This window comes from Bradyrhizobium sp. HKCCYLS3013 (assembly GCF_051167615.1).
Classification (GTDB): domain Bacteria; phylum Pseudomonadota; class Alphaproteobacteria; order Rhizobiales; family Xanthobacteraceae; genus Bradyrhizobium.
In genome coordinates this window covers 152,742-179,174 of sequence record NZ_JBNPTK010000001.1, presented here as the reverse complement: position 1 = coordinate 179,174, position 26,433 = coordinate 152,742, and the positions used below count along the sequence as shown (strand labels likewise).

At 67.3% G+C, this 26,433-nt stretch carries 22 protein-coding genes; 18 read left to right on the top strand and 4 right to left on the bottom strand.

What is annotated here, in order from left to right:
- The first annotated feature begins 4 nt into the window (after positions 1-4).
- The 6 genes from ACQR1F_RS00800 (at position 5) to ACQR1F_RS00775 (ending at position 6,664) form a co-directional block, all read left to right on the top strand.
- Positions 5-469, top strand: a complete 465-nt coding sequence (locus ACQR1F_RS00800; RefSeq protein WP_315801949.1) for a molybdenum cofactor biosynthesis protein MoaE — start codon at positions 5-7, stop codon at positions 467-469.
- Positions 469-1,434: a 50S ribosomal protein L3 N(5)-glutamine methyltransferase gene (gene prmB, locus ACQR1F_RS00795; protein WP_316236859.1), complete on the top strand. Its 966-nt coding sequence runs from the start codon at positions 469-471 to the stop codon at positions 1,432-1,434. The genes ACQR1F_RS00800 and prmB overlap by 1 nt, the downstream gene beginning before the upstream one ends.
- Positions 1,435-1,750: 316 nt before the next feature.
- Positions 1,751-3,094, top strand: a complete 1,344-nt coding sequence (locus tag ACQR1F_RS00790; protein ID WP_315801947.1) for an aspartate aminotransferase family protein — start codon at positions 1,751-1,753, stop codon at positions 3,092-3,094.
- A gap of 226 nt (positions 3,095-3,320) precedes the next feature.
- Positions 3,321-3,881, top strand: coding sequence for a phage holin family protein (locus ACQR1F_RS00785; protein WP_315801946.1), 561 nt, complete (start codon positions 3,321-3,323; stop codon positions 3,879-3,881).
- Positions 3,882-4,198: 317 nt separating this feature from the next.
- The gene (locus ACQR1F_RS00780) at positions 4,199-5,794 is read left to right on the top strand and encodes an EAL domain-containing protein (protein WP_434894492.1); all 1,596 of its coding nucleotides are present in this window, start codon (positions 4,199-4,201) and stop codon (positions 5,792-5,794) included.
- Between the two features lie 15 nt (positions 5,795-5,809).
- Positions 5,810-6,664: a TIGR01459 family HAD-type hydrolase gene (locus ACQR1F_RS00775; protein WP_315801944.1), complete on the top strand. Its 855-nt coding sequence runs from the start codon at positions 5,810-5,812 to the stop codon at positions 6,662-6,664.
- A 71-nt stretch (positions 6,665-6,735) separates the two neighbouring features.
- Here ACQR1F_RS00775 and ACQR1F_RS00770 read toward each other — a convergent pair whose 3' ends face one another.
- On the bottom strand, positions 6,736-7,131 hold the full coding sequence (locus ACQR1F_RS00770) for a response regulator (protein WP_006613531.1): 396 nt from the start codon (positions 7,129-7,131) through the stop codon (positions 6,736-6,738).
- A gap of 267 nt (positions 7,132-7,398) precedes the next feature.
- Here ACQR1F_RS00770 and ACQR1F_RS00765 point away from each other — a divergent pair, with 267 nt between their 5' ends.
- The 11 genes from ACQR1F_RS00765 to ACQR1F_RS00715 all read left to right on the top strand — a co-directional run bounded on the left by ACQR1F_RS00765 (position 7,399) and on the right by ACQR1F_RS00715 (position 20,833).
- Positions 7,399-8,379: a bifunctional riboflavin kinase/FAD synthetase gene (locus ACQR1F_RS00765; RefSeq protein WP_434912375.1), complete on the top strand. Its 981-nt coding sequence runs from the start codon at positions 7,399-7,401 to the stop codon at positions 8,377-8,379.
- A 209-nt stretch (positions 8,380-8,588) separates the two neighbouring features.
- A complete protein-coding gene (ileS, locus tag ACQR1F_RS00760) occupies positions 8,589-11,603 on the top strand; it encodes an isoleucine--tRNA ligase (protein ID WP_434912374.1) in 3,015 nt (1,004 codons plus the stop codon).
- Positions 11,604-11,797: 194 nt separating this feature from the next.
- Positions 11,798-12,295, top strand: coding sequence for a signal peptidase II (gene lspA / locus ACQR1F_RS00755; protein ID WP_434873260.1), 498 nt, complete (start codon positions 11,798-11,800; stop codon positions 12,293-12,295).
- A gap of 171 nt (positions 12,296-12,466) precedes the next feature.
- Positions 12,467-13,162, top strand: coding sequence for a hypothetical protein (locus tag ACQR1F_RS00750; RefSeq protein WP_315801940.1), 696 nt, complete (start codon positions 12,467-12,469; stop codon positions 13,160-13,162).
- A 171-nt stretch (positions 13,163-13,333) separates the two neighbouring features.
- Entirely contained in the window at positions 13,334-14,719 is a 1,386-nt protein-coding gene (locus ACQR1F_RS00745; protein WP_315801939.1) for a M16 family metallopeptidase, read from the top strand.
- Positions 14,719-16,098, top strand: coding sequence for a M16 family metallopeptidase (locus ACQR1F_RS00740; RefSeq protein WP_315801938.1), 1,380 nt, complete (start codon positions 14,719-14,721; stop codon positions 16,096-16,098). Before ACQR1F_RS00745 ends, ACQR1F_RS00740 begins: the two co-directional genes overlap by 1 nt.
- Before the next feature lie 1,178 nt (positions 16,099-17,276).
- Complete coding sequence (gene arfB, locus ACQR1F_RS00735) at positions 17,277-17,696, top strand: alternative ribosome rescue aminoacyl-tRNA hydrolase ArfB (RefSeq protein ID WP_006610408.1); 420 nt, start codon at positions 17,277-17,279, stop codon at positions 17,694-17,696.
- A gap of 218 nt (positions 17,697-17,914) precedes the next feature.
- Positions 17,915-18,232 carry a c-type cytochrome gene (locus ACQR1F_RS00730; RefSeq protein WP_316179823.1) on the top strand — a complete coding sequence of 106 codons (318 nt, stop codon included), beginning with the start codon at positions 17,915-17,917 and terminating at the stop codon, positions 18,230-18,232.
- Position 18,233: 1 nt separating this feature from the next.
- Complete coding sequence (locus tag ACQR1F_RS00725; protein WP_434863871.1) at positions 18,234-18,629, top strand: VOC family protein; 396 nt, start codon at positions 18,234-18,236, stop codon at positions 18,627-18,629.
- 48 nt (positions 18,630-18,677) lie between these two features.
- Positions 18,678-19,226: a gluconate 2-dehydrogenase subunit 3 family protein gene (locus ACQR1F_RS00720; protein WP_315801936.1), complete on the top strand. Its 549-nt coding sequence runs from the start codon at positions 18,678-18,680 to the stop codon at positions 19,224-19,226.
- A gap of 38 nt (positions 19,227-19,264) precedes the next feature.
- Positions 19,265-20,833 carry a GMC family oxidoreductase gene (locus tag ACQR1F_RS00715; protein WP_434845673.1) on the top strand — a complete coding sequence of 523 codons (1,569 nt, stop codon included), beginning with the start codon at positions 19,265-19,267 and terminating at the stop codon, positions 20,831-20,833.
- Positions 20,834-21,053: 220 nt separating this feature from the next.
- Here the strand turns inward: ACQR1F_RS00715 and ACQR1F_RS00710 are convergent, their stop codons facing one another.
- Positions 21,054-21,368 carry a ribbon-helix-helix domain-containing protein gene (locus tag ACQR1F_RS00710; protein WP_316217224.1) on the bottom strand — a complete coding sequence of 105 codons (315 nt, stop codon included), beginning with the start codon at positions 21,366-21,368 and terminating at the stop codon, positions 21,054-21,056.
- Between the two features lie 198 nt (positions 21,369-21,566).
- On the opposite strand from ACQR1F_RS00710, the gene mutL reads away from it, so the two are divergent.
- Positions 21,567-23,420 carry a DNA mismatch repair endonuclease MutL gene (mutL, locus tag ACQR1F_RS00705; RefSeq protein WP_315801934.1) on the top strand — a complete coding sequence of 618 codons (1,854 nt, stop codon included), beginning with the start codon at positions 21,567-21,569 and terminating at the stop codon, positions 23,418-23,420.
- Positions 23,421-23,632: 212 nt separating this feature from the next.
- Here mutL and rsmD read toward each other — a convergent pair whose 3' ends face one another.
- Both rsmD and ACQR1F_RS00695 read right to left on the bottom strand, forming a co-directional pair.
- Positions 23,633-24,187, bottom strand: coding sequence for a 16S rRNA (guanine(966)-N(2))-methyltransferase RsmD (rsmD, locus tag ACQR1F_RS00700; RefSeq protein WP_316179448.1), 555 nt, complete (start codon positions 24,185-24,187; stop codon positions 23,633-23,635).
- Positions 24,188-24,196: 9 nt separating this feature from the next.
- Positions 24,197-26,308, bottom strand: coding sequence for a pseudouridine synthase (locus ACQR1F_RS00695; RefSeq protein ID WP_315801932.1), 2,112 nt, complete (start codon positions 26,306-26,308; stop codon positions 24,197-24,199).
- Between the last annotated feature and the right edge of the window lie 125 nt (positions 26,309-26,433).

The following is a 26,433-nucleotide window of genomic DNA, read 5'->3' as shown; positions in this document are numbered from 1 at the left end:
GTCCATGACCGCGATCGTCACCGTCCGGGTGCAGCAAGAGGATTTCGACACCGCGGCCGAGATCGCAGCCCTCAGCCATGGCCGCACCGACATCGGCGCCGTCGTCAGCTTCTCCGGCCTGTGCCGCGGCAACGACCATGACACGCCGATCACCGCGCTGACGCTCGAGCATTACCCGGGCATGGCGGAGGCCGAGATCATGCGGCACACCGAGCAGGCGATGGCGCGCTGGCCGCTGCAGGGCCTGACCGTGATCCACCGCTTCGGCCGGATACGGCCGGGCGAGAACATCGTGCTGGTGGTGACCGCCTCCAGCCACCGTCAGGCGGCGTTCGAGGCGGCTGAGTTCCTGATGGATTATCTCAAGACCAACGCGCCGTTCTGGAAGCGCGAGGAAACCAATGATGGCGGCAGCTGGGTCGAGGCCAAGAGCCACGACGATGCCGCCGCGGCGCGCTGGAAGTCGTGATGGCGAAGAAGGTCAAGACGGCAGCGCCGCGCAAGGCGGCGGCGCCGAAGCTGCCGAAGGTCAATGAGGGCGAGCTGGTCAGCCTGCTCGACTATCTGCGCTACGCGGTGAGCTGCTTCCAGGACGCCGATCTGGTGTTTGCGCACGGCACCACCGATCCGGTGTCGGAGGCCGCCTTCCTGATCGGCGAGGCGCTGCATCTGCGCCCCGATCAGTTCGAGAGCTTCGTCACGGCCCGGGTCACCGCGGCCGAAGGCAAGATGATCCTCGACCTGATCACGGCCCGAATCACCACGCGAAAGCCGGCGGCCTATCTGGTCAACAAGGTCTACATGCGCGGCCTGCCGTTCTACGTCGACGAGCGCGTCATCGTGCCGCGCTCGTTCATCGGCGAGCTGCTGGAGACGCATTTCGGCGGCGCCGAGGCCGATGGCACCTCGCTGATCGATGATCCGCTGGCCGTGGACAGCGTGCTGGACCTCTGCACCGGCTCTGGCTGTCTGGCGATCCTGGCCAGCCGCCACTTCCCCAATGCGGTGATCGACGCCGTCGACATCTCCAAGGACGCGCTCGCGGTCGCCACGAAGAACGTCGCCGACTACGACCTCGGCGAGCGCATCTCGCTGCACCGCGGTGACCTGTTCGCACCGCTCAGCCAGCGCCGCTACGATTTGATCATCACCAACCCGCCCTATGTCGACGCCGAGGGCATGGCCGGCCTGCCCCGGGAATGCCGCGCCGAGCCGGCGCTGGCCTTCGACGGCGGCACCGACGGGCTCGACATCATCCATCGCATTCTCAGCCAGGCCCGCGACCATCTGACTGCGGAGGGCGGATTGTTGTGCGAGGTCGGGCGCGACCGTCCGCAGATCGAGGCGGCCTATCCCGACCTGCCGCTGCTCTGGCTCGACACCGAGGACTCCGAGGGCGAGGTGTTCTGGATCACCGCGCGCGATCTGGTCTGAGACGCGGCTGCCCGAGGCACAGCGGCCCGGTTGGCGCGAAATGACGCAGCCACTTCCAATATCCGGCACAATCTGCTGCCGCTGTGCAGAAACCGCTCACCAGGGCAGCAGGGAACGCTGGACCTTTGACGTTTCCGTCGGCGCGCGAAACTGATAGCTTGGCGCCGGCCCGGATCATCGGCTGACCACGTCGGCGCGCGCATTCAGGCCCATCAGCACGATCCGTTTCGGCAAGCTGTCCTGGCACCGGTTCGCCACCTTTCCGGATCATGCTGCCGCCGTCGCACAACCTGCCTTGAACGTCCGAGAGGTCCCCATGCTGGACAAGAGCCCCCGCCCCGCCGTCACCGTTCCGAATGATCTTGCCGCGCATTGGATGCCGTTCACCGCGAACCGTGCCTTCAAGAAGAACCCGCGCCTGCTCGCCGGTGCCAAGGACATGCACTACATCACCGTCGATGGCCGCAAGATCATCGACGCCGCCGCCGGCATGTGGTGCTGCAACGCCGGCCACGGCCGCAGCCAGATCGCCGAGGCGATCGGCCAGCAGGCCGCCGCGCTCGACTACGCGCCGCCGTTCCAATTCGGCATTCCCCAGGCGTTCGAACTCGCCAACCGCATCGCCGATCTCGCGCCCGCCGGCCTCGACCACGTGTTCTTCTGCAACTCCGGCTCGGAGGCGGCCGACACCGCGCTGAAGATGGCGCTTGCCTATCACCAGATCAACGGCCAGGGCAGCCGCACCCGCCTGATCGGCCGCGTCCGCGGCTATCATGGCGTCGGCTTCGGCGGCACCTCGGTCGGCGGCATCGTCAACAACCGCAAGCTGTTCGGCACCCTGCTGACCGGCGTCGACCACATCCCGGCGACCTATGACCGCGAGAAGCAGGCCTTCACCAAGGGCGAGCCGGAATACGGCGCGCACTTCGCCGATGAGCTGGAAAACCTCGTCAACCTGCACGGCGCCAACACCATTGCCGCCGTCATCGTCGAGCCGATGGCCGGCTCGACCGGCGTGATCCCGGCGCCGAAGGGCTATCTCAAGCGGCTGCGCGAGATCACCCAGAAGCACGGCATCCTCTTGATCTTCGACGAGGTCATCACCGGCTTCGGCCGCCTCGGCTACGCCTTCGCCGCCGAGCGCTACGGCGTGACGCCTGACCTTCTCACCTTCGCCAAGGGCGTCACCAATGGCGCGGCGCCGATGGGCGGCGTGCTGGTGCGCGACACCATCCACGACGCCTTCATGAGCGGCCCCGAGCACATGGTCGAGTTCACCCACGGCTACACCTACTCGGCGCATCCGATCGCCTGCGCCGCCGGCCTCGCCACGCTCGACATCTACCGCGACGACAAGCTGTTCGAGCACGCCCGCGCCATAGAGCCGAAATTCGCCGACGCCGTGATGTCGCTGAAGGGCCTGCCCAACGTGCTCGACATCCGCACCGTGGGTCTCACCGCCGGCATCGACCTCGCGCCGCTACCCGACGCGGCTGGCAAGCGCGGCTACTCCGCGATGGAGACCGCCTTCCACAACAACGACCTGATGCTGCGCATCGCCGGTGACACGCTGGCGCTGACCCCACCGCTGATCATCAGCGAGGATCAGGTCGGCGAGATCATCGAGAAGGTCGGCAAGGTCATCAAGGCCGTGGCGTAAGCCATTCGGCGACCAATCGGCCATGATCGGCCAGGAGCAGAATTGGCGGCCCGCGTGGCCGCCATTTTTGTTTCTACGATCCCCAAGAACGGTCATTGCGGCTTTCCACATGTCGCATGCCGGCCGACAATAGCCTCGCGCGTGCGCAGGGAACCTTCGCAAATCCTCCACGTTCATGTCGCGAGCCGGCGGTTCGCGCGCGGCGATGGATCATCGGAGGACGCGCATGCTTGCACCGCCAGGAGAGCTGCTGCGATTGGGGCTCGAGCAGAGACTCAACCGCGTCAGGCGCGCCACCCAGGCCTACATGCGCGATCGCGCCCGGCAGGCCACCGGAACGGTGACGTCCTACGCCGTCGCCGCCGGGCTGTTCGCCACCGCGGGCATCTTCCTGATCGCCGCCTGCATCGTCGGATTGACCGCGCTGTTCCGCTGGGTGGAAATGACCTACGGCCTGTTCACCGCATTCGCTGTGGTCGGCGGCATCCTGGTCGCGCTGGCGGTGATCTGCGCGATCATCGCGGCGGTGAAGTTGCGCAGTCCGACGCCGCACTATCCTTCACTCTCCAGCCGGCTGCGCGTGGCGATCGCAGCGCCCGTGGCCCGGGAACCCGACGCGGACGAGATCGATCCCGACACCATCCCCCTGGCACCGTCATCGACCTCCACGAATCACGGGAGCGGAGCTGCGGGCGCACTCGGCCGGGTCAACGTGCCCGTTGGTGTCGCCGTTGCGGCACTGCTGCTCGGTGTGGCGGCCTTGCGCCGGCGTCACCGCAGCGCGTAAGCCTGCCCCGACAGCGACAGGCGCGGTTCGACGGACATCGAAGAATCACCGGCTCGGTTGAGTTGATCAGCAACACCCGTTGATCAGCTCATGGGCATCGCGCGCATGTCTCAATGTGTCTGGAGTCCGCGTGGCGCTTTCCCCGGTGTTCTACGGGTCGGCGACACTACGATGACACTCCGCTTTCCCCGGTGAACTTGCGTAAATGACACGCAGACGGGAAATCATCGGCCTCTCCCGGTATTTGAATCCCGCCGACTATCCTCGCGAATCAACAGAAGTGCTAAGGTTGCATTCGGTTGGGAGCGTCGCGCAGCATGATCCGTATCTCCACGATTTTCATTGCCATTTGTATGGTTCTGGTCGCAGCCTCGCTCGGCCTGATCCTGTATTCGGTGGCCGGCATCAGTGGCTCGGAATCCGCGATCGTCGCGCTCGCCGCACTGACGTTCCTGATTCTCTACAATGCCGTGTCGATGCGGCTGCGCGACCGCACCGATATCGGCAGCCAGATCGCCGATCTGTCGCGCGGCACCGCCGACCTCGCGCGCCAGGTCGCCGAGTTCGGCCGACGCCTGTCGGCGGTCGAGGGACGCATCGTGTCCTCGAGCTCGGTCAGCGCCGATCGCCTGCAGGGCGTGATCGGCGAGATCAACGAGCTCGGCGGACTGATGAAGCAGCTCGCCGTCACCGTGGCCCAGCATGAAGACCTGATCGCGGCGATCCCGCCGGCAACACCGCCGGGAGCTGCTGCCGGCATGGTTCGCGAGGCCGATCATCCGCTCCCGGCGGCCGCTGCCTCCAGCGGCGCGCGCGAGATGACCGCGCTGCCGCCGAGCGACATCGAGCAGAGGATGCCCGAGACTCCCGGCACGTTCAGCGCGGCATCGGCTGCCGCCCCCCTGCCGCCCAAACCGCAGGCCCCGGCGGTCACTGCCGTACCAGTAGCCTCCAAGATCACGACGCCGGCTCCGTCGGCGCCGGTTGCCCCCGCCGTGCCGCGCAGCCAGCCGCAGATCCTCGCCGCGGTCAAAGGCGCGATCGAGGACAACCGCCTCGACATCTACCTGCAGCCGCTGGTGACGCTGCCGCAGCGCAAGGTGCGCTTCTACGAGGCGGTGACGAGGCTTCGCGACGAGCGCGACCAGGTGGTCGCGGCCGAGGACTTCATCGGCATCGCGGAAGCCGCCGGCCTGGTCGGGCGCATCGACCACATGGTTCTGCTTCGCTGCGTCCAGGTGCTGCGCCGCCTGATGGTTCGCAACAAGGACGTCGGCATCTTCTGCAACATCTCCGCGGCGACCCTCAGCAGCCCCGCCAACTTTTCACAATGCCTCGATTTCCTCGAAGCGAATCGCGCCCTGGCGCCGTCCTTCGTGCTCGAATTCAAGCAGTCGACCTTGCGCAGCCTCGGCCCGACCGGGGCCGAGCATCTCGCGGCCCTGGCCCAGCGCGGCTACCGCTTCTCGATCGACCATGTCACCGACCTCCGGTTCGAGCCGCGCGAGCTTGCCGATCGCGGTGTCCGCTTCATCAAGGTCCCGGCCGCGCTGCTGCTCGACCCCAAGCAGAGCTCGGCCTCCGACATTCACCCGACCGATCTCTCCGATCTGCTGGGCCGTTTCGGCATCGACCTGATCGCCGAGCGGATCGAAGGCGAGAACAGCGTCGTCGACCTGCTCGACTACGACGTCCGCTTCGGCCAGGGCTTCCTGTTCGCGCCGCCCCGCCCATTGCGACCCGAGGGCGCATCTGCTACCGGCGAGGCCGCCGCCGGCCCATCGGGCGGGCAGGATATCAAGATTCAGGACCCCAATGCCGCCGGCACCACCTCTCTGGACGCGTCACACACCAATGCTTCGACGCGCAGCGGCAATGCCGCCCTCGCCCGCCGTGCCGCCGGGACCCTCTGAAATCAGCCGGCTGCCATGACCGTTCTCCGCTTCGAAGAGCGGCTGCGCGATCTGGTCGGCCGCAAGCAGGTGCTGCTGAGCGACATCTGGGGCGTGGTCCATAACGGGCTGGAGTCCTTCCCCGACGCCTGCGACGCGCTACACCACTTTCGCCGCCAGGGCGGTACGGTGATCCTGATTACCAACGCGCCCCGGCCGGCCGATTCGGTCCAGCGCCAGTTGCGCAAGCTCGGCGTCGCCGACGAGGTCTACAGCGCCATCGTCTCCTCCGGCGACCTGACCCGCCACTACGTGGCCGATCATCCCGGCGGCAAGGTGTTCTGGCTCGGCCCCGAGCGCGACAATTCCATTCATCGCGGTCTCGACCTGGCGCTGTCGCCGCTCGAAGAAGCGTCCTACATCATCTGCACCGGCCTCTACGACGACGAGACCGAGACCGCCGAGGACTACCGGCCGATGCTGCTGCGCGCGCGCGAGCGCAAGCTGCCGCTGATCTGCGCCAATCCGGACATCGTGGTCGAGCGCGGCGACCGGCTGATCTACTGCGCCGGCGCCATCGCGGAGCTCTACCGCGAGCTCGGCGGCGAGGTGATCTTCTACGGCAAGCCGCACCGGCCGATCTACGAGCGCGCCATGATGCTCGCCGAGCAGCACGCCGGCCGGAAGGTCGCGCGCGAGGAGGTGCTGGCGATCGGCGATTCCGTCCGCACCGATCTCGCCGGCGCGCACGGCTTCGGCATCGACTGCCTGTTCGTCACCCGTGGCATCCATTCCGAGGAGTTCGCCGGCGTCGAGCAGCTCGACCCGGCGTCGGTCAAGGAGCTGTTCGGCCACCCGCCGCGCGCCCTGATGCGCGAGCTGAAGTGGTGACCTGATCCCGAAACGAAAAACGCCCGGCCGGGTGCCGGGCGTCTTTCATTTGAGAGCGGATCAGGCGGGCGTCAGGCCGTCGCCATGTCCGGGAATACCGCGTCGATCTTGGTCTTCAGGGTCGCGGCGTTGAACGGCTTGACGATGTAGTTGTTCACGCCGGCCTTCTTGGCCGCGATCACGTTCTCGGTCTTGGATTCCGCCGTGATCATGATGAACGGCGTGGTCGCCAGGTTCGGATCGGCGCGGACCTCGCGGAGCAGGTCGTAGCCGGTCATCGGCTCCATGTTCCAGTCGGAGATCACGAGCCCGTATTTCTTGGCGCGCATCTTGTTGAGGGCCATCGAGCCGTCGCTGGCATCGTCGATGTCCTCGAATCCGATCTGCTTGAGAAGATTCCTGATGATACGGATCATGGTGCTGTAATCGTCGACGACGAGCACCGGCATCGTCAAATCAACCGCCATCTTGACTCCCCCAGACGCGAACACAACGCGCAGACTGTTACAAAAACGCTCTTGCGGCACGGGTCGTAACCGACCCCGCCATCCGCTCTGAGCAGTAGCATCAGCCGTTAAACAGCGCGTTAACTGCGCTGCGGCTGCATGTCGCTATTGCTGCGCTGCATGAGCGGAGGAACCCCTTCGGCTTGACTTCGCGGGGCCGGCCGCCCACCGTCAGGGCAATCCCCGCCCGCCGGCGGCCCACCGAAATCTGCGAGACATTTCCGTCACATGCCCGATTTCAAGATCATCCGCGATTCCACCCCGCCGTCGGACATCCTCAAGGGCGCGGTGGTGGCGATGGGCAATTTCGACGGCGTCCATCTTGGCCACCGGGCCGTGATCGGGGCGGCGGTCGACATGGGCAAGGCCAAGGGGCGGCCGGCGCTGGCGCTGACCTTCGAGCCGCATCCGCGGCGCTTCTTCAGCCCCAATACCCCGCAGTTCCGGCTGACCGACGAGACCGCCAAGCTGCGGCTGCTGGCCGGAATGGGATTGGCCGGGGCGGTGGTCATGACCTTCGACAAGGGCCGCGCCCAGACCTCGGCGCAGGACTTCATTCACCATGACCTGATCGGGCGGCTCGGCGTCTCCGGGATCGCGGTCGGCTACGACTTCCATTTCGGCAAAGGCCGGGTCGGCTCGCCCAGCCTGCTCGCCAACGAGGCCCCCAAGCTCGGCATCGAGGTCGACATCCAGGCCCATGTCGACATCGACGAGCGGCCGGTGTCCTCCACCGCGATCCGCGAGGCGCTGGCCGAGGGCCAGGTCACGGAGGCGACCGCCATGCTCGGCGGCCCCTGGTTCGTGACCTCGGAGGTGATCCACGGCGAGAAGCGCGGCCGCGATCTCGGCTACCCCACCGCCAACATGCGGCTCGACCGCGATTGCGGGCTGCGCCACGGCATCTATGCCGTGCGGGTCGGCCGCGGCCGCGGCGCGAACCGGGTGCTGATCGACGGCGTCGCCAATTTCGGCCGCCGGCCGACCTTCGACAACGGCGCGCCGCTGCTCGAGACCTTCCTGTTCGATTTCAAGGACAGCCTCTACGGCGAGGTCCTGGACGTCGCCTTCATCGGCTTCATCCGCGAGGAGGCCAAATTCACCTCGATCGAGGCCCTGATCCGGCAGATGGACGACGACAGCGCGCGGGCGCGCGCCCTGCTGGCGGCCGCCCCCGGCCTCTTCCCCCGGCTCGGCGAGATCGGCTGACCGCCTCCCCGCGAACTGCGCTTTGCGATTTCGCGGCGCGGCTGCTATGAGGGAGCCCCATGTTGATACGGCGCATCATCGGCATTAGCGGCCCGGCTTCCGCCTGAGCTTCGAGCTCGGCGCAAGACCGGGATGTCTCTGCTCGTTCCGCCGCCCGCGATCGAAATCGCGTCTCAGCGCCCTCTTAAAGCTCAGCCAGCCAGATCACGATGTCCGAAAAGCCGCAAAAGCCCGACGCCCAAAAATCCGACGCCAAGGACTATTCCAAGACCCTGTACCTGCCGCAGACGGAATTCCCGATGCGCGCCGGCCTGCCGCAGCGCGAGCCGGAGATCCTGAAATATTGGGGTGACATCGACCTCTACGGCAAGCTGCGCGAGACCGCGAGGAACAGGCCGAAATTCGTCCTGCACGACGGCCCGCCCTATGCCAACGGCAACATCCACATCGGGCACGCGCTGAACAAGATCCTCAAGGACGTCGTGACCAAGAGCCAGCAGATGCTCGGCCACGACTCCAACTACGTGCCCGGCTGGGACTGCCACGGCCTGCCGATCGAGTGGAAGATCGAGGAGGAGAACTACCGCAAGAAGGGCAAGACCAAGCCCGACTTCCGCGACTCCGCCGCCATGGTTGCATTCCGCCGGGAGTGCCGCGCCTACGCCGATCACTGGCTCAACGTGCAGCGCGAGGAGTTCAAGCGTCTCGGCGTCATCGGCGACTGGGATCATCCCTACGCCACCATGACCTATCCGGCGGAGGCGCAGATCGCCCGCGAGCTGATGAAGTTCGCCGCCAACGGCACGCTGTATCGCGGCTCCAAGCCCGTGATGTGGAGCGTGGTCGAGAAGACCGCGCTCGCCGAGGCCGAGGTCGAGTACGAGGACTATCAGTCCGATACGGTGTGGGTGAAGTTTCCGGTGACCTCGCCGGCGCATGGCGCGCTCGCCGGCGCCGCGGTGGTGATCTGGACCACCACACCCTGGACCCTGCCCGGCAACCGCGCCATCTCGTTCTCGCCGAAGATCGCCTATGGCCTCTACGAGGTCACCGACGCGCCGGCTGACAACTGGGCCAAGACCGGCGACAAGCTGATCCTGGCCGATGCGCTGGCCGACGGCGTGTTCAAGCAGGCGCGCGTCACGAGCTACAACAGGCTGCGCGACGTCCCCGGCGACACGCTCGACGCCGTCGAATGCGCGCATCCGCTGAAGGGCCTCGCCGGCGGCTACGGCTTCACCGTGCCGCTGCTGCCCGGCGACCACGTCACCGACGACACCGGCACCGGCTTCGTGCACACCGCGCCCGGCCATGGCCGCGAGGATTTTGACGTCTGGATGGCGCATGGGCGCGAGCTCGACGGCAGAGGCATTGCGACCACCATCCCCTACACCGTCGACGAGAACGGCGCGCTGACCGACCATGCGCCGGGCTTCACGGGAAAACGCGTCATCAACGACAAGGGCGAGAAGGGCGACGCCAACGAGGCCGTCATCAAGGCGCTGACCGAGGCCGGCATGCTGCTCGCGCGCGGCCGGCTGAAGCATCAGTACCCGCATTCCTGGCGCTCCAAGAAGCCGGTGATCTTCCGCAACACGCCGCAATGGTTCATCGCGATGGACAAGGACATCGCGGACCATGGCCACGCGAAATCCGGCGACACGCTGCGCGCCCGCGCGCTGCGCGCGATCTCGGTCACGCAATGGGTGCCGGCCGCCGGCCAGAACCGCATCAACGGCATGATCGCCAACCGCCCGGACTGGGTGATCTCGCGCCAGCGCGCCTGGGGCGTGCCGATCGCGGTGTTCGTGCGCGAGACCGGCGACGGCTCCGCCGAGATCCTGCAGGACGAGACCGTCAACACCCGCATCGCGGAGGCCTTCGAAAAAGAAGGCGCGGACGCCTGGTACGCCGACGGCGCGCGCGAGCGCTTCCTCGGCTCACGCGCCAACGAGGACTGGAAGAAGGTCGACGACATCTGCGACGTCTGGTTCGACTCCGGCTCGACCCACGCCTTCGTGCTCGAAGACCCCGTGCACTTCCCCGGCCTCGCCGGCATCAAGCGCAAAGTCGATGGCGGCCGGGACACGGTGATGTACCTGGAAGGCTCCGACCAGCATCGCGGCTGGTTCCACTCGTCGCTCCTGGAAAGCTGCGGCACCCGCGGCCGCGCGCCGTATGACGTCGTGCTGACGCACGGCTTCACGCTCGACGAGAACGGCCGCAAGATGTCGAAGTCGCTCGGCAACACCGTCGAGCCGCAGAAGGTGATCAAGGACTCCGGCGCCGACATCCTGCGCCTCTGGGTCTGCGCGACAGACTATGCCGACGACCAGCGCATCGGCCCGGAGATCCTCAAGAACACCATCGAGACCTACCGCAAGCTGCGCAACAGCATCCGCTGGATGCTCGGCACCCTGCACCACTACAAGCGCGGCGATGCGGTCGCGTTCGCGGACATGCCGGAGCTGGAGCGGCTCATGCTGCATCAGCTCTCGCAGCAGGCCGAGACCATCACCCGCGCCTATGCCGCGTTCGACTACAAGACCGTGATCGCGACCCTCGCGGCGTTCATGAACACCGAGCTGTCGGCGTTCTATTTCGACATCCGCAAGGACACGCTGTATTGCGATCCGCCGTCGTCGGTGGCGCGCAAGGCGGCGCTGACCGCGATCGACCTGATCTGCGATGCCGTCCTGAAATGGCTGGCGCCGGTGCTGTCCTTCACCACCGACGAGGCGTGGCGGATGTACAGGCCGGACGCCGAGCCGTCGGTGCATCTGACGCTGTTCCCGGAGGCGATGGACGGCTATCGCGACGACGCGCTCGCGACGAAGTGGGAGACCATCCGCAACGTCAGGCGCGTCGTCACCGGCGCGCTGGAGCTCGCCCGCGCCGCCAAGACCATCGGCTCCTCGCTCGAGGCCTCGCCGATCATCTACGTCGCCGACCGCGCGCTGCTCGGCACCTTGTTCGATACGGATCTGGCCGAGGTCTGCATCACCTCGAACTACGAGGTCCGCGAGGGCGACGCGCCGGCCGATGCGTTCCGGCTCGATGCGGTGCCGGGTGTGGCGGTGGTCGTCGAGAAGGCCGTGGGCAAGAAGTGCGCCCGCTCCTGGAAGATCCTGGAGAGCGTCGGCGACGACAAGGACTATCCCGACGTGTCCCCGCGCGACGCGCAGGCGCTGCGCGAATGGAAGGCGCTGGGGGTGGGCGTGTGATGCGCGATCGCGCGTCACACTCCGCCGTCGTCCCCGCGCACGCGGGGACCCATAACCACCGGCCGTCTTGGTAGGCAAAGACTGATGACTCCGAGTCCTTTTCACCAATCGGCCGTCCGCGGTATGGGTCCCGGCGTTCGCCGGGACGACAGCTGTGTTTGCGGCCGGCTTGGTGGTCAACTCACCGGCTTGCAATGACCCCTCGCCTCCGTCTCGGCCTCATCGCCGGCTTCGCCACCCTGGTCATCGACCAGGCCTCCAAGCTGTGGCTGCTGTACGTGTTCGACCTGCCCAACCGCGGCACCGTCAGGATCACCCCGTTCTTCGACCTCTACCTCGCCTGGAACATCGGCATCAGCTTCGGCTGGCTGCAGAGCGAGAGCATGCTGGCGCAATATGGGCTGATGGCGGTGAAGGCCGTCGCGGTGGTCGCCCTCGCCATCTGGATGGCGCGTGCGGAAAGCAAGCTGGCGACGGCGGCACTCGGCCTGATCATCGGCGGCGCCATCGGCAACGCCATCGACCGGCTGGCCTATGGTGCGGTGGTCGATTTCGCGCTGTTCCACATCCAGATCGGCGGCACGGTTTACAACTGGTACATCTTCAACATGGCCGACGTGGCCATCGTTGCCGGGGTGGCGGGCCTGCTGTATGACTCCTTCTTCGGGGCTCATGCCGCAAAAGCGCCCTGATCGGGGTCGATACCGGCCGGTGCTGTCCCGGAGCCAAGAGCCTGAGGTTCTTCACGTTTTCGGGACTGGCGCGGTGACCGGACCAGCCGCCTGCGGCGAGCGTCCAAATCGGTGGATTCGCGGCCGGTTCGTCGGAGCCCGAGCACTGCACAAGCGAGGACGGGAAAAGCCATGCGCAAGACCGAAGTCAGCGGCCGGATCGTGACCCACGCGGCCATTCGCGCCCTGCGGCTGTCCGCCGTCGCGCTCGGCATCGGCCTCGTCATGGCCGCCGGCGCCGCCCGTGCCCAGGACGACGAGGAAGACGACAAGACCTTCGAAGAGAAGATCATCGATAATCTGATGCGCGGCCTCGGCGGCACCAACATGGAGACGCCCTCCATCGAATACCGCGAGCGGTCGCCGCTGGTGGTGCCGCCCAAGCTCGATCTGCCGCCGCCGGCCGCCGCGGCGCAGGCGACCGCGCCGAACTGGCCGAAGGACCCCGACGAGCAGCAACGCCGTGCCGCGGCCGCCGCGCGCAAGAAGGAAAACAAGGATCCGGTCAATGCGGCCCGCCCGCTGACCCCGGCCGAGATGAAGATGGGGCGGACGGCCGCCGCCAAGTCGACTGAGCCGATTCAGCCCGGCGTCGCCAACAACCCGATGATGAGCCCCTCACAGCTGGGCTTCAAAGGCGGCCTGTTCGGCATGTTCAAGGGCAGCGACAGCGAGACCAAGCCGTTCACCAGCGAGCCGCAGCGTGAGAGCCTGACCCAGCCGCCGCCCGGCTATCAGACGCCGTCGCCGAGCTATGCCTACGGCACCGGCAAGCAGGAGCCGATCGGCGGCAAGCAGATGGACATCATGACCGGCAAGGAACGGTGACGGCGGCACCGCCCCGTTCGCCCGGAGATGCCGGCTTCGCTGGCGTTAGCGAAATTTAATGTCTCGCGGCGGCACGATGTCGCCGTTTTGTGACGTCGGGCGCCGTCCGGCGCGATGTAGCATGCTGCGCTCAAACCCGATCGCCCCTCCCTGCGGGCCTCCAGAAGGATCATGATGTCCTCGCACCGGTTCAAATCCGTCGCCGCCGCGCTCGTCTCCCTCATCGCGTTCACGGCCGGCGCTTCGGCGCAAACGACGTTCGCCTCCGAGCCCCCCACCAGCTTCACCCTCCCCAACGGCCTGCAGGTCGTCGTCATCCAGGATCACCGCACGCCGGTCGTGACGCAGATGATCTGGTACAAGGTCGGCTCCGCCGACGAGACGCCCGGCAAGTCGGGCCTGGCGCACTTTCTCGAACATCTGATGTTCAAGGGCACCGAGAAGCATCCCGCCGGCGAGTTCTCCAAGACGGTCCTGAAGATCGGCGGCAATGAGAACGCCTTCACCTCGGTCGACTACACCGGCTACTTCCAGCGCGTGCCGCGCGATCAATTGCCGAAGATGATGGAGTTCGAGGCCGACCGCATGACCGGCCTCGTGCTGAAGGACGAGAACGTGCTGCCCGAGCGCGACGTGGTGCTCGAAGAGTACAACATGCGCGTCGCCAACTCGCCGGAAGCGCGCCTCAACGAGCAGATCATGGCGGCGCTGTACGTCAACCACCCCTATGGCCGCCCTGTCATCGGCTGGCGGCCGGAGATCGAGAAGCTCAGCCGTGAGGATGCGCTGGCGTTCTATCGCCGCTTCTACGCGCCCAACAACGCGATCCTGGTGATCGCCGGCGACACCGACGCCAAGGAAGTGCGCCCGCTCGTGGAGCAGACCTTCGCCAAGATTCCCGCGCAACCCGACATCCCCGCGCGCCGGTTGCGGCCGCAGGAGCCCGAGCCGGTGGCGCCGCGCACGGTCACACTGGCCGACCCGCATGTCGAGCAGCCGTCGATGCGCCGCTTCTATCTGGTGCCCTCGGCCACCACGGCTGCCCCCGGCCAGTCGGCCGCACTGGACGTGCTGGCGCAACTGATGGGCAGCGGCAGCAACTCCTATCTCTACCGTGCGCTCGTCGTCGACAAGCCGCTCGCGGTCAATGCCAGCGCGTCCTATCAGGGCACGTCGCTCGATCCGAGCCAGTTCTCGATCGCGGTCGCGCCGCGTCCGGGCGTCGATTTCGCCCAGGTCGAGGCTGTCGTCGACAGCGTCATCGCCGAGATCGCACAGAACCCGGTGCGCGCCGAGGACCTCGAACGCGTCAAGACGCAACTCATCGCCGAGGCGATCTACGCCAATGACAACCAGGCGACCATGGCGCGCTGGTATGGCGGCGGCCTCACCACAGGTCTCAGCATCGAGGACATCAGGAGCTGGCCCGACCGCATCCGGGCCGTGACCGCCGAGCAGGTCCGCGCCGCCGCGCAGACCTGGCTGCAGAAGAAGCGCTCGGTCACCGGCTATCTGATCAAGGACAATGCGGCCAAGCGCGAGGAGAAGCGGTCGTGATGAACACAATGACCTTCGCCCGCCGCTTCGCCTGCGCGCTCGCCGTCGGCGCCGCCGCGCTCACGATCGCTCCTGCCGCCCATGCGGCGACCAAGATCCAGCACCTGGTGTCGCCCGGCGGCATCGAAGCCTGGTTCGTGCAGGACGCCACCGTGCCGCTGATCGCGATGGAATATGCGTTCCAGGGCGGCGCCTCGCAGGACCCGGTCGGCAAGCCCGGCGTCGGCAATCTCGTGGCCGACCTGCTCGACGAAGGCTCCGGCGATCTCGACTCCAAGACCTTCCACGAGCGGCTCGACCGCCGCGCCATCGAGCTCTCCTTCCAGATCTCGCGCGATCAATTCCGCGGCTCGCTGCGCATGCTGCGCGACAACAAGGACGAGGCGTTCGAGCTGCTGCGGACGGCGCTGACGTCGCCGCATTTCGACAGCGCCGACGTCGAGCGCATCCGCTCGCAGGTGATCTCCGGCCTGCGCCGCGAGACCACCAATCCGAGCTCGCTGGCGGGCCGCAAGTTCCTCGAGCTTGCCTTCCCCAACCACCCCTACGGCCGTCCGGCCAACGGCACGCTGGACAGCGTGCCGACCATCACCGTCGACGATCTCAAGGCCTATGTCGGCCGCGTGCTCGCCAAGGACACGCTCAAGGTCGCGGTGGTCGGCGACGTCGACCCGGTCACGCTCGGCAAGCTGCTCGACCAGACGTTTGGCAGCCTGCCGGCCAAGGCTCAGCTGACGCCGGTGCCCGACGTCGTCGCCACCAGGCCGCCGCAGCGCGCGCTGGTGCCGCTCGACGTGCCGCAGACGGTGATTACCTTCGGCGGTCCCGGCATCCGCCGCCACGACCCGAACTTCATGGCGGCCTATGTGGTCAACCACATCCTCGGCGGCGGCGGCCTGTCGTCGCGGCTCTACAAGGAGGTGCGCGAGAAGCGCGGCCTCGCCTACTCCGTCTATGACGCGCTGCTGTGGATGGATCATTCGGCGCTGTTCATCGGCAACACCGCCACCCGCTTCGACCGCGCCGGCGAGACCATCGCGGCCGTCGAGCAGGAGATCCGCCGCATGGCGGAGGAAGGCCCGACCCAGCAGGAGCTCGACGAGGCCAAGTCCTATATCAACGGCTCGCAGATGCTGGCGCTCGACACCTCCTCCAAGCTGGCGCAGGCGATGCTGCAATATCAGCTCGACAAGATGCCGATCGACTACATCGAGAAGCGCAGCGAGATCGTGAATGCGGTGACGCTCGATGACGCCAAGAAGGCCGCCAAGCAGCTCTGGAGCCAGGGCCTGCTGACCGCCGTCGTCGGCCGCACGCCGCAGGCGGCCGCCGAACCGGCGCAAGCCCCAGTCACGGCTCCGGTGACGAAGACGAACTGAGCTTGCGAAGGCGCGCTCGCCTTCAACGACGCAGAATAACTATCAATGGCGACGTCATGCCCGGGCTTGTCCCGGGCATCCACGTTTTGGGGCAATTGACGCAGGTGGATGGCCGAGCCTTCGCCACTCCAAAGCGACTTCAGCCGCGCAGGCTGCACAAGCCCGGCCATGACGGCTGCTCGTGGCTTCCCACCGCGGCATCGACAAAAATGGTGTCGTCCCGGCCTTGAGCCGGGACCCATACCCCCAGGGAGGTGTTTGGGGCAGGCTGGTTTTGGGCATCTCGCGCCTCACATCTGCTGCGGCGTATGGGTCCCGGGTCGGCGCCATCGACGCCGCTTCGCGGCGCCGACGGCTTGCCCGGGACGACAGCGGGGCCAACACACCGACGTCACATACGAATAATTATCTTGCTATTTTTCCGAATTCATGATCAACTCTCCTTATCCCGCCTCACCGCAGAGGGGCGCATCGCGATCGTCACGACACGCGAGGCGGGGATGCGATGGCCGCGAGAGATCGCAGCGTCTTCTGAGCGAAGGCGCGGACGAACGATCTGTCGCGGACGTGAAGTCGCGTGGTCCTGGCATCCCGACGCTGATGCCAAGCTCGCCGGTGATGATGATCCGGCGGGCGACGGTGGCCAACAAGCCCGGTGCACCGAGGAGAGCGCGTATAAGCGTGAAGACCGTCGCGCGGGGAATGCCGGGATGCCTCGGCTGAACCTGTGGTACCTGCCGCCTGCATTTTTTTCGCAGGCGGGCCATGGGTGCGGCCAGCGCCCGGCATTCCCCGCGCCCTCTGCATTCTCAGCGAGGGCCACGACGATGCAAGCCTCGGGCAGGCATGCCGCGAGAGCGCGAAGCCGTGTCCTAGCTGATCGTCCCCGCTGTTTGAACCGTGAAGTCCGCCACACCAACCGCTGTCGTCCCGGACAAGCGCGCAAGGCGCGCGCAGATCCGGGACCCATACGCCGCAGCCGAAATGATGGGGACGAGATGTCAATGACCCGCCTGCCCCAAACTGCTCCCTGGGGTATGGATCCCGGCGTTCGCCGGGATGACAGCGGAGATTGTGATGACTGTCCCGGGTCAACGGTGCCGTCGACGCGAACCCGCGCACGCCGCCCCTAAAACCGCTATGGTGCACGCGAAAGCCTCGATTCCCCCTGGTGCTCCATGCTGCGGATTTCCCGCGACCTTGCCATCGACGAGAACGACATCGAGATCTCGTTCGTCCGCGCCTCCGGCCCTGGCGGCCAGAACGTCAACAAGCTGTCGACGTCGGCGCAACTGCGCTTCGACACCAGCCGCATCACGTTGCCGGAGGATGCCGCGGCACGGTTGGCGCGGCTGGCCGGCCAGCGCATGACCAAGAATGGCGTCATCGTGATCCAGGCCGAGCGCTTCCGCACCCAGGAGCGCAACAAGGCCGATGCGATCGAGCGGCTGGTCACGCTGCTGCGCGAAGCGATGGTGCGGCCGAAGGTGCGGCGCCCGACCAAGCCGACCTTCGGCTCCAAGCAGCGCCGGCTCGAAGGCAAGAAGCTCCGCAGCGACGTCAAGGCGGGGCGCGGCGCGCGCCGTTTCGACGATTAGTCCGCAACGCTGACATTCCTGCGGCGCGCACGACTGCTGCGCACGCTTTGTTCCCGCTGAAACAGCCGGCTACTACCACGGCGCGCCCCCTGCGACCTACGCTCCGGAAAAATTGCGAGCGAGGAACGATGGCGGGACGGCGTGCGGCGCAAGATGCGCTTCTTCTGTGCGGGGCATTCATTGGCGCGGTGCTGAGCACCACGATCGCGTCGGCGCAGATGACGCTGCCCGCGCCGAAGCCCGTCGACGGCGCCACCCTGTTCAAGCAGCAATGCGGCGTCTGCCATACGCTGAGCAGCGCCGAGCCGATGCGGCAGGGGCCGCCGCTGTCGAAGATCGTCGGCCGCCGCGCCGGCTCGATCGAAGGTTTCCGCTATTCGGCCGGCTTCGCCAAGGCCGATTTCACCTGGGACGAGGCCAAGCTCGACGCCTGGCTGACCAATCCGCAAGAGCTGATCCCCGGCGCCGTGATGGCCTATCGCCAGGCCAAGCCCGACGTGCGCGCCACGATCATCAACTATTTGAAGGACAATTGAGATGGCCAAGCCCGTACACTCCATGATCCGCGTCTTCGACGAAGCGAAAGCGCTCGACTTCTACAAGCGCGCCTTCGGCCTGGAGATCGCCGACAACCTCCGCTTCGACGGCTTCGCGCTGATCTATCTGCGCCATCCGTCGTCGCCCTTCGAGGTCGAGCTGACCGTGAACTACGATCGCAAGGAGCCGTACACGCTCGGCGACGGCTACGGCCATCTCGCCGTCGTCGTCGACGATCTCGATGCCGAGCATGCCCGCTTCGAGCGCGAGAAGCTGGCGCCGGGCCCGTTGCGCGATTTCAAGCACAATGGGGCGACGCTGGCGCGGTTCTTCTTCGTCAGCGACCCCGACGGCTACAAGATCGAGGTCATCCAGCGCGGCGGCCGCTTCGGCTAGCCGCAGAACGACGCAAATACATAAGCAAAAAACCCACGGAGGATACCCATGAGAGAAGTCGATCGCCGCAACAAATACGACCGCCGCGTTTTTCTCAAGGGCGCGGCCTCGACCGTGCCGGCCGCCGCTGTCGCCTCCGCCACCGGGCTGGGGATCACCGATGCCTGGGCCGAGGATGCCAAGGCGCTGACGCCGGCGACGCTGAAGACGCTGGTGAAGGTCGCGCGCGACATCTACCCGCACGACTTCCTCGCCGACCGCTACTACATCACCGCGGTCAAGCCGTGGGACGGCAAGGCGGCGGAAGATGCCGCGGTCAAGGCGATGATCAATGACGGCGTCGCCCGGCTCGATCAGGACGCGAAGGATCGCCACAAGGTGCCCTATGCGCAGGTGCCGTGGGAGGCCGACCGCGTCGCGCTGCTCCAGGGCATCGAGCAGACCACGTTCTTCAAGACCCTGCGCGGCGACCTCGTGGTGTCGCTCTACAATCAGAAAGAGCTCTGGCCAAAGTTCGGCTACGAGGGCTCCTCCGCCGAGCATGGCGGCTACATCAACCGTGGCTTCTCCGACATCGACTGGCTGCCGAAAGCCTGACGCCGGCGAACAACGAAGAGAACACGGAGGACACCACCATGGCAAAATTCGACCAGAACGATTCGAGCGTCGTCGTCATCATCGGCTCGGGGGCCGGCGGCGGCACGCTCGGGAACGAGCTCGCCCAGAAGGGCATCAAGGTCGTCATACTGGAGGCCGGCAATCGCTACGAGATTCCGGACTTCATCAATGACGAATGGGAGAGCTTCACCCAGCTCGCCTGGACCGACATGCGCACGACCTCGGGCACTTGGCGTGTCGCCAAGGACTTCGCCAATTTGCCGGCCTGGATTGTCAAGGCGGTCGGCGGCTCGACCGTGCACTGGGCCGGCGCCTCGCTGCGCTTCGACGAGCACGAGTTCAAGGCCCGCACCACCTATGGCGGCGTCCCCGGCTCGAGCCTCATGGACTGGCCGGTGACGCTCGCCGAGATGGAGCCGTGGTACGCCAAGGCCGAGTTCAAGATGGGCGTGACCCGCACCAACGACATTCCCGGCCTGCCCGGCAACAACAATTTCAAGGTGCTCGAAGCCGGCGCCCGCAAGCTCGGCTACAAGACCGTGCACACCGGCAACATGGCGATCAACTCGCAGCCGCGCGACGGCCGCGGCTCGTGCCAGCAGATCGGCTTCTGCTTCCAGGGCTGCAAGTCCGGTGCGAAATGGTCGACGCTCTACACGGAGATTCCGAAGGGCGAGGCCACCGGCAATCTCGAAGTGCGATCCGGCAGCATGGCGATCAAGATCGAGCATGACGCCTCCGGCAAGGTGACCGGCGTGGTCTATGCCGACAGCCAGGGCAAGATGCAGCTGCAGAAGGCCCGCATCGTCGCGGTCGCCGGCAACTCGATCGAGAGCCCGCGCCTCCTGCTCAACAGCGCCTCGAACATGTTCCCGGATGGCCTCGCCAACTCCTCCGGCCAGGTCGGGCGCAACTACATGCGGCACATGACCGGCAGCGTCTATGCGACGTTCGAAAACCCGGTGCACATGTATCGCGGCACCACGATGGCCGGCATCGTGCGCGACGAGGCGGCGTTCAATCCGAAGCGCGGCTTCGTCGGCGGCTATGAGATGGAGACGCTGTCGCTCGGCCTGCCGTTCATGGCGGCGTTCCTCAACCCCGGCGCCTGGGGCCGCAGCTTCACCGCGGCGATGGAGACCTATCCGCGCATGGCCGGCATGTGGCTGGTCGGCGAGGACATGCCGCAGGAGACCAACCGCATCTCGCTCGATCCGGTCGCCAAGGACAAGTTCGGCATGCCCGTGGCCTCGGTGCATTTCGACGACCACCCCAACGACGTCGCGATGCGCGCCCACGCCTACAAGCAAGGCTCGGCGATCTACGAAGCGGTCGGCGCCACCGTGACCTACCCGACCACGCCCTATCCCTCGACGCACAATCTCGGCACCAACCGGATGAGCGAGAAGGCCAAGGACGGCGTCGTCAACAAGTTCGGCCAGACCCACGACATCAAGAACCTGTTCGTCTCCGACGGCAGCCAGTTCACCACCGGCGCGGCGTGCAATCCGACGCTCACCATCGTGGCGCTGGCGATCCGCCAGGCCGACTACATCGCCGGAGCGATGCAGAAGAAGGAGATCTGATTGGCAACGCGTGATGGGTGCGCACCTCACCCGCCGCGAATGCAGTCAGCGCCTCCCCCGCTTGCGGGGGAGGTCGCATCGCATCGAAGATGCGATGCGGGTGGGGGAACGTTCCACAAAGACTGCCCATGAAGCGCGCGCAGGAAAGACTGCCCGTGTGGCGCCCCCACCCCGCCCTCCCCCGCAGGCGGGGGAGGGAGACGAGACAGCAGACGCGTGGCTACTCCGCCGCGTCCATGATCGCGGCCGGCGCGCGAAAATCCGGCACCGCGGCGGTCGCCTTCGCCCGATAGATCAGGCAGGAACAGCGCAGCAGCGAGGCGAAATTCCTCACCTCGCCGTGGTGGTCGAGCACCTCGGCGTACAGCGTGGTCACGAACTTCGCGAGGCTCATGCCTTCCTTGGCGGCGATCTCCTCGAGCGTGTCCCAGAACGCCATTTCGAGCCGGATCGACGTGCTATGGCCGCCGATCCGCAAACTACGGGTCTGCGACTCATAATCGCGCTGAGGCTGGTGTGCGAACAGATGGCACATGGTCTTCCTCCGGCTGATCGTTATTTTTGCGAAACGATATACTGGCCCCGCCCGCCTCACAATCCCGTTGGAGAAGGTTGCTTTTCTCTGCCGCAGCGCATGAAAAAAGCTATTCTCGTCCCACATTTGCAGCGTGGCCGCCGCAGCGCCGCGCGCCTTCAAGATCCAAGCCAGCCAGCTTTCAAGTTCGTTCGCACCATGCCCGTCCGCCAGCTCCCCGAACAGATCGTCAACCGCATCGCCGCCGGCGAGGTGGTCGAGCGGCCCGCGAGCGTCGTCAAGGAGCTGGTCGAAAACGCGATCGACGCCGGCGCCAGCCGCATCGACATCTTCACCGATGGTGGCGGCCGGCGAAAGATCGCGATCACCGACGACGGTGGCGGCATGACCGCGGCCGATCTCGCGCTCGCGGTCGAGCGCCACGCGACCTCCAAGCTCGACGACGAGGACCTGCTGCAGATCCGCACGCTCGGGTTCCGCGGCGAAGCGCTGCCCTCGATCGGCTCGGTGGCGCGGCTGTCGATCACGACGCGACACAAAAGCGAGCCGCACGCCTGGGCGCTTCAAGTCGATTGCGGCGACAAGTCCCCGATCGTGCCGGCCGCGCTGAACCAAGGCACCCGCGTCGAGGTCGCCGACCTCTTCCACGCCACGCCGGCACGGCTGAAGTTCCTCAAAACCGACCGCACCGAGGCCGAGGCGATCCGCGAGGTGGTGCGGCGGCTGGCGATGGCGCGGCCCGACATCGCCTTCACCCTCGCCGGCGAGGAGCGCGCGCCGGTGACCTGGGCCGCCGCGCTGCCCGGCGCGCCGGGCCAATTGACGCGGCTCGGCGACATCCTCGGCGCCGACTTCCGCAGCCATGCGATCGCGGTGCGCAGCGAGCGCGATCACGTTGTCGTCGAAGGCTTCGCCGCGGCGCCGGCGCTGACGCGCGCCAATGCGCTCGGCCAGTATCTGTTCGTCAATGGCCGCCCGGTGCGCGACAAGCTGATCCTCGGCGCGGTGCGCGCCGCCTATGCCGACTATCTGCCGCGTGACCGGCATCCGTTGGTGGCGCTGTTTGTGACGCTCGATCCGCGCGAGGTCGACGCCAACGTGCATCCGGCCAAGACCGAGGTGCGCTTCCGCAATGCCGGCCTGGTGCGCGCGCTGATCATCCACGCGCTGAAGGAAGGTCTCGCCCGCGAAGGCCGCCGCACCGCGGCCAATGACGGCGGCGCGACCATCGCCGCATTCCGCCCGGCCTTCGCGCCGCCGCGGCCCAACGTCGGTCCGATGAACTGGGACTGGCAGCGCTCGCCGTCGGCGCCGGTGATGCCGCATTTCGGCGGCTCCTTCCCTGCGGCGGCGCCCTCACCAGATCTCGGGTCGTTCGGGCTTGCGGAATCCTCTCAAGCGGCGTTCGACGTCGGCGGCCCGCGCGCCGACGTTCGGCTGCACGAGCAGCCGGCGACGCCTGACCTGCTCGACCGTCCGCTCGGCGCCGCGCGCACCCAGATCCATGACACCTACATCGTTGCACAGACCCGCGACGGCCTCGTCATCGTCGACCAGCACGCCGCGCATGAGCGCATCGTCTATGAGCGGCTCAAGGCCTCGCTGGCGGCGCATGGCGTGCAGCGGCAGATCCTGCTGATCCCGGACATCGTCGAGCTCGACGAAGCCACCGTCGAGTCACTGCTCGCGCGCACCGATGAGCTGGCCTCGTTCGGCCTCGCCATCGAATCCTTCGGCCCCGGCGCCGTCGCCGTGCGCGAGACGCCATCGCTGCTCGGCAAGATCAATGCCGCAGGCTTGCTGCGCGACCTCGCCGAGCACATGGAGGAATGGGGCGAGGCGCTGCCGCTGGAGCGCCGCCTGATGCACGTCGCAGCCACCATGGCCTGCCACGGCTCGGTCCGCGCCGGCCGCCGCCTCAAGCCGGAAGAGATGAATGCGCTGCTCCGCGAGATGGAGGACACGCCGAACTCGGGCCAGTGCAATCACGGCCGCCCGACCTATGTCGAGCTGAAGCTCGCGGATGTCGAGAAGCTGTTTGGGAGGAGATAGCGGCTACGATTGAGGCCACGACGATAGCTACAAATCCGGTGTCGTCCCGGACAAGCCACCGGCGGCGCGTAGCGCCGTCCGGCGGCGCCGATCCGGGACCCATACGCCGCAGCAGCAGTCAGGGACATGAACGACGTTACGAGCAGCCAGCCTCCCAACGCAATCCTGTGGCTATGGGCCTCTGCGTTCGCAGGGGCGACAGCGAGCGAGGATCAGGACCGGCGCAGGAACACGAACTCCGTGTCGTCGTAAGCGCGGCGCTCGAGCTCTTCGAACCCCTCGGGCGCCTTGAACGCGGCAGCCTTGGACTCCTCGACCACGAGCAGCGCCGATGGCACGAGCCAGCCGCCGTCGCGCAGCGAGGCCAGCGCCTTCTCGGCCAAGCCCTTGCCATAGGGCGGATCGAGGAACACCAGCGAGAACGGCTCGACCGGATGCGCCGGTCCGAGATCGGTGGCGTCGCGGCGGTAGACCTTGGTGACGCCGCCGAGCCCGAGCGATTCGACATTGTTGCGCAGCAGCGCCCTTGCCTCGGCGCCGTTGTCGACGAACAGCGTGAACGCCGCGCCGCGCGAGGTCGCCTCGATGCCGAGCGCGCCGGTGCCGGCAAACAAATCGAGCACGCGTGCGCCCTCGATCGGATCCTCGTAGGCGTGGACGAGGATGTTGAACAGCGCCTCGCGCAGCCGGTCCTGCGTCGGCCGGATGTCACGCGACGCAGGCGAAGCGATGTTGCGGCCCTTCAGCCGTCCGCCGACGACACGCATCGTAACACCCTACTCGTCATCCTGCGGCGTGATATCGCGCTTGCCGTGATAGCCGCGCTTCGGCCGCCGCGGCGGACCGGGGAAACGCGCCTCGGCCTCGTGGCGCTCGCGCGCTTCCTCGCTGCCGGTACGCTGGACGAGCACGCGGCGGCCCTTGCGGTCGGCGACGACCTCGCGCTTCGGCTTGGGCTTCGGGTCCGGCAACGGCTCGCGATTGCCCTTGCCCGCAGGACCGAGATCGGCACCCGACTGCGCAATCACCTTCTCGCCGAGCTGCTCGCGCAGCACCCGCGTCTTGACTTCCTGCACCTCGCCCTCGGGCAGCTCCAGCAGCTGGAACGGACCGTAGGAGACGCGGATCAGGCGATTAACCTCGAGGCCGAGATGCGCGAGCACGTTGCGCACCTCGCGGTTCTTGCCCTCGCGGATCGCGACGACGAGCCAGACATTGGCGCCCTGATCGCGCTCCAAGGTCGCTTCGATCGGGCCGTATTTGACGCCGTCGACCTCGACGCCCGCGGCGAGCTGATCGAGCTGCGCCTGTGTGATCTCGCCATGGGCGCGGACGCGATAGCGCCGCGTCCAGCCGGTGTCCGGCAATTCCAGCACGCGCGCGAGGCCGCCGTCATTGGTGAGCAGCAAGAGCCCTTCGGTGTTGAAGTCGAGTCGGCCGATCGAGATCAGCCGTGGCAGGCCCTCGGGCAGATTGTCGAACACCGTCGGCCGCCCCTCGGGGTCGCTGTGCGTCGTCATCAGCCCGCGCGGCTTGTGATACAGAAACAGCCGCGTGCGCTCGCGCTCCGGCAGCGGCGCGCCGTCGACCTGGATCACGTCATTCTCGGTGACATCGAGCGCGGGGGAGTTGATGACGCGGCCGTTCACCGTCACGCGGCCCTGCGTGACCATCTCCTCGGCGTCGCGGCGCGAGGCGAGGCCGGCGCGGGCCAGCACTTTGGCGATGCGCTCGCCGGCCTTCTTCGGTGCGGCCGGCTCGGCGGCAACGCGGGCGCTGCGCTTGTCGGTCTCGGGCTTGCGCTCGCGATAGGCGCCGCGGCCGCCGAACGCCGGACGCTTGGCGAAGACCTTGCTGTCGTCTTCATTGTCGCGGCGCGGCCGCTCGGAGAAGCCGTCGCGGCCACGGCGTTCGCTGCGCGGATGCTCCTGCCAGTCGGTGCGCCCCTCGGGACGGCGCGGCCGGTCGAAGCTGCGCTCCTCGCCCCGATCGCGCGGGCGGTCGAACTTCGGCTTGTCGAATTTGGGCCTGTCGAATTTCGGACGATCCTCGCTGCTGCGCTGGGTGCGCGGGCGATCGAAGCTGCGGCCGCCTTCGCGCGGCGGACGCGGGCTGCGTTCCGGGCGATCGCCATCCGCGCCGCGCTTCTGCCACGGCTTGCTCTCGCCGCGCGAGGGACGGTCGCCAAACTCCTTGCGCGGCCCGCGCGCGCCGGCACCGAACTTGCGCTCGCCCCGATCGCCTTCAGCGCCGCGAGAGAACTTGCGCTCTCCGCCAAACTTGCGCTCAGGGCGATCGCCGGTCCGCGGCGGACGGTCGCCGAAGCTGCGCTCGGTGCGCGGCCGGTCGCCGCGATCACGCGCGCCCTCGCCGCGTGGCGTATAGGGGCGTTTCTCACCATCGCGCTCCCGCGGAGCGTAGGGCTTGCGCTCGCCGAACTTGCGCTCGGACGATCGCCCCGCCGGACGAGCCTCGTCGCGGCCGGCGCGCGGCGTATAGGGACGCTTCTCGCCGCCCCGCTCGTCGCGATCGAATTTCGGCCGGTCGCCACGCGGCTTGAAGGCGCGCTTCTCGCCATCGCCCGACCGCGCCGGGCGAGCGGCATAGGGCCGATCGCCGCGCGGCCGCTCATCGCGGTTGAAGCGCGGCTTGTCGCCAAAGGATTTGCGCGGCGCATCGCCGTCGTCGCGGCGGCGCGGGGCGCGGCCCTCGTCGAAGGAGCGCTTGCCCCGGCCACCCGCTTCCTTGTCGCCGAAGCCGCGCTTGGCGAACTTCTTTTCCGGCCCACGCGCGGCGCCCGAGCGTCCTTTGCCGCCCTCGGACCGCCCCCGCGGGGCGCCGCCGCGGCGGCCGCGGGAATCGTTGTCTTTGTCGGTGGTGCGGGGCATGAAGGTCTCACTTCGAGGTGCAGGACGACGCGTGAACCGCGCGCTTCTGAAGCAGCGCATGTCACGCAGGAAATCGGGGTCCGGTTGTGCTGAAGGGCGATCCAGTAGCAGACTTGGGCGGGCGT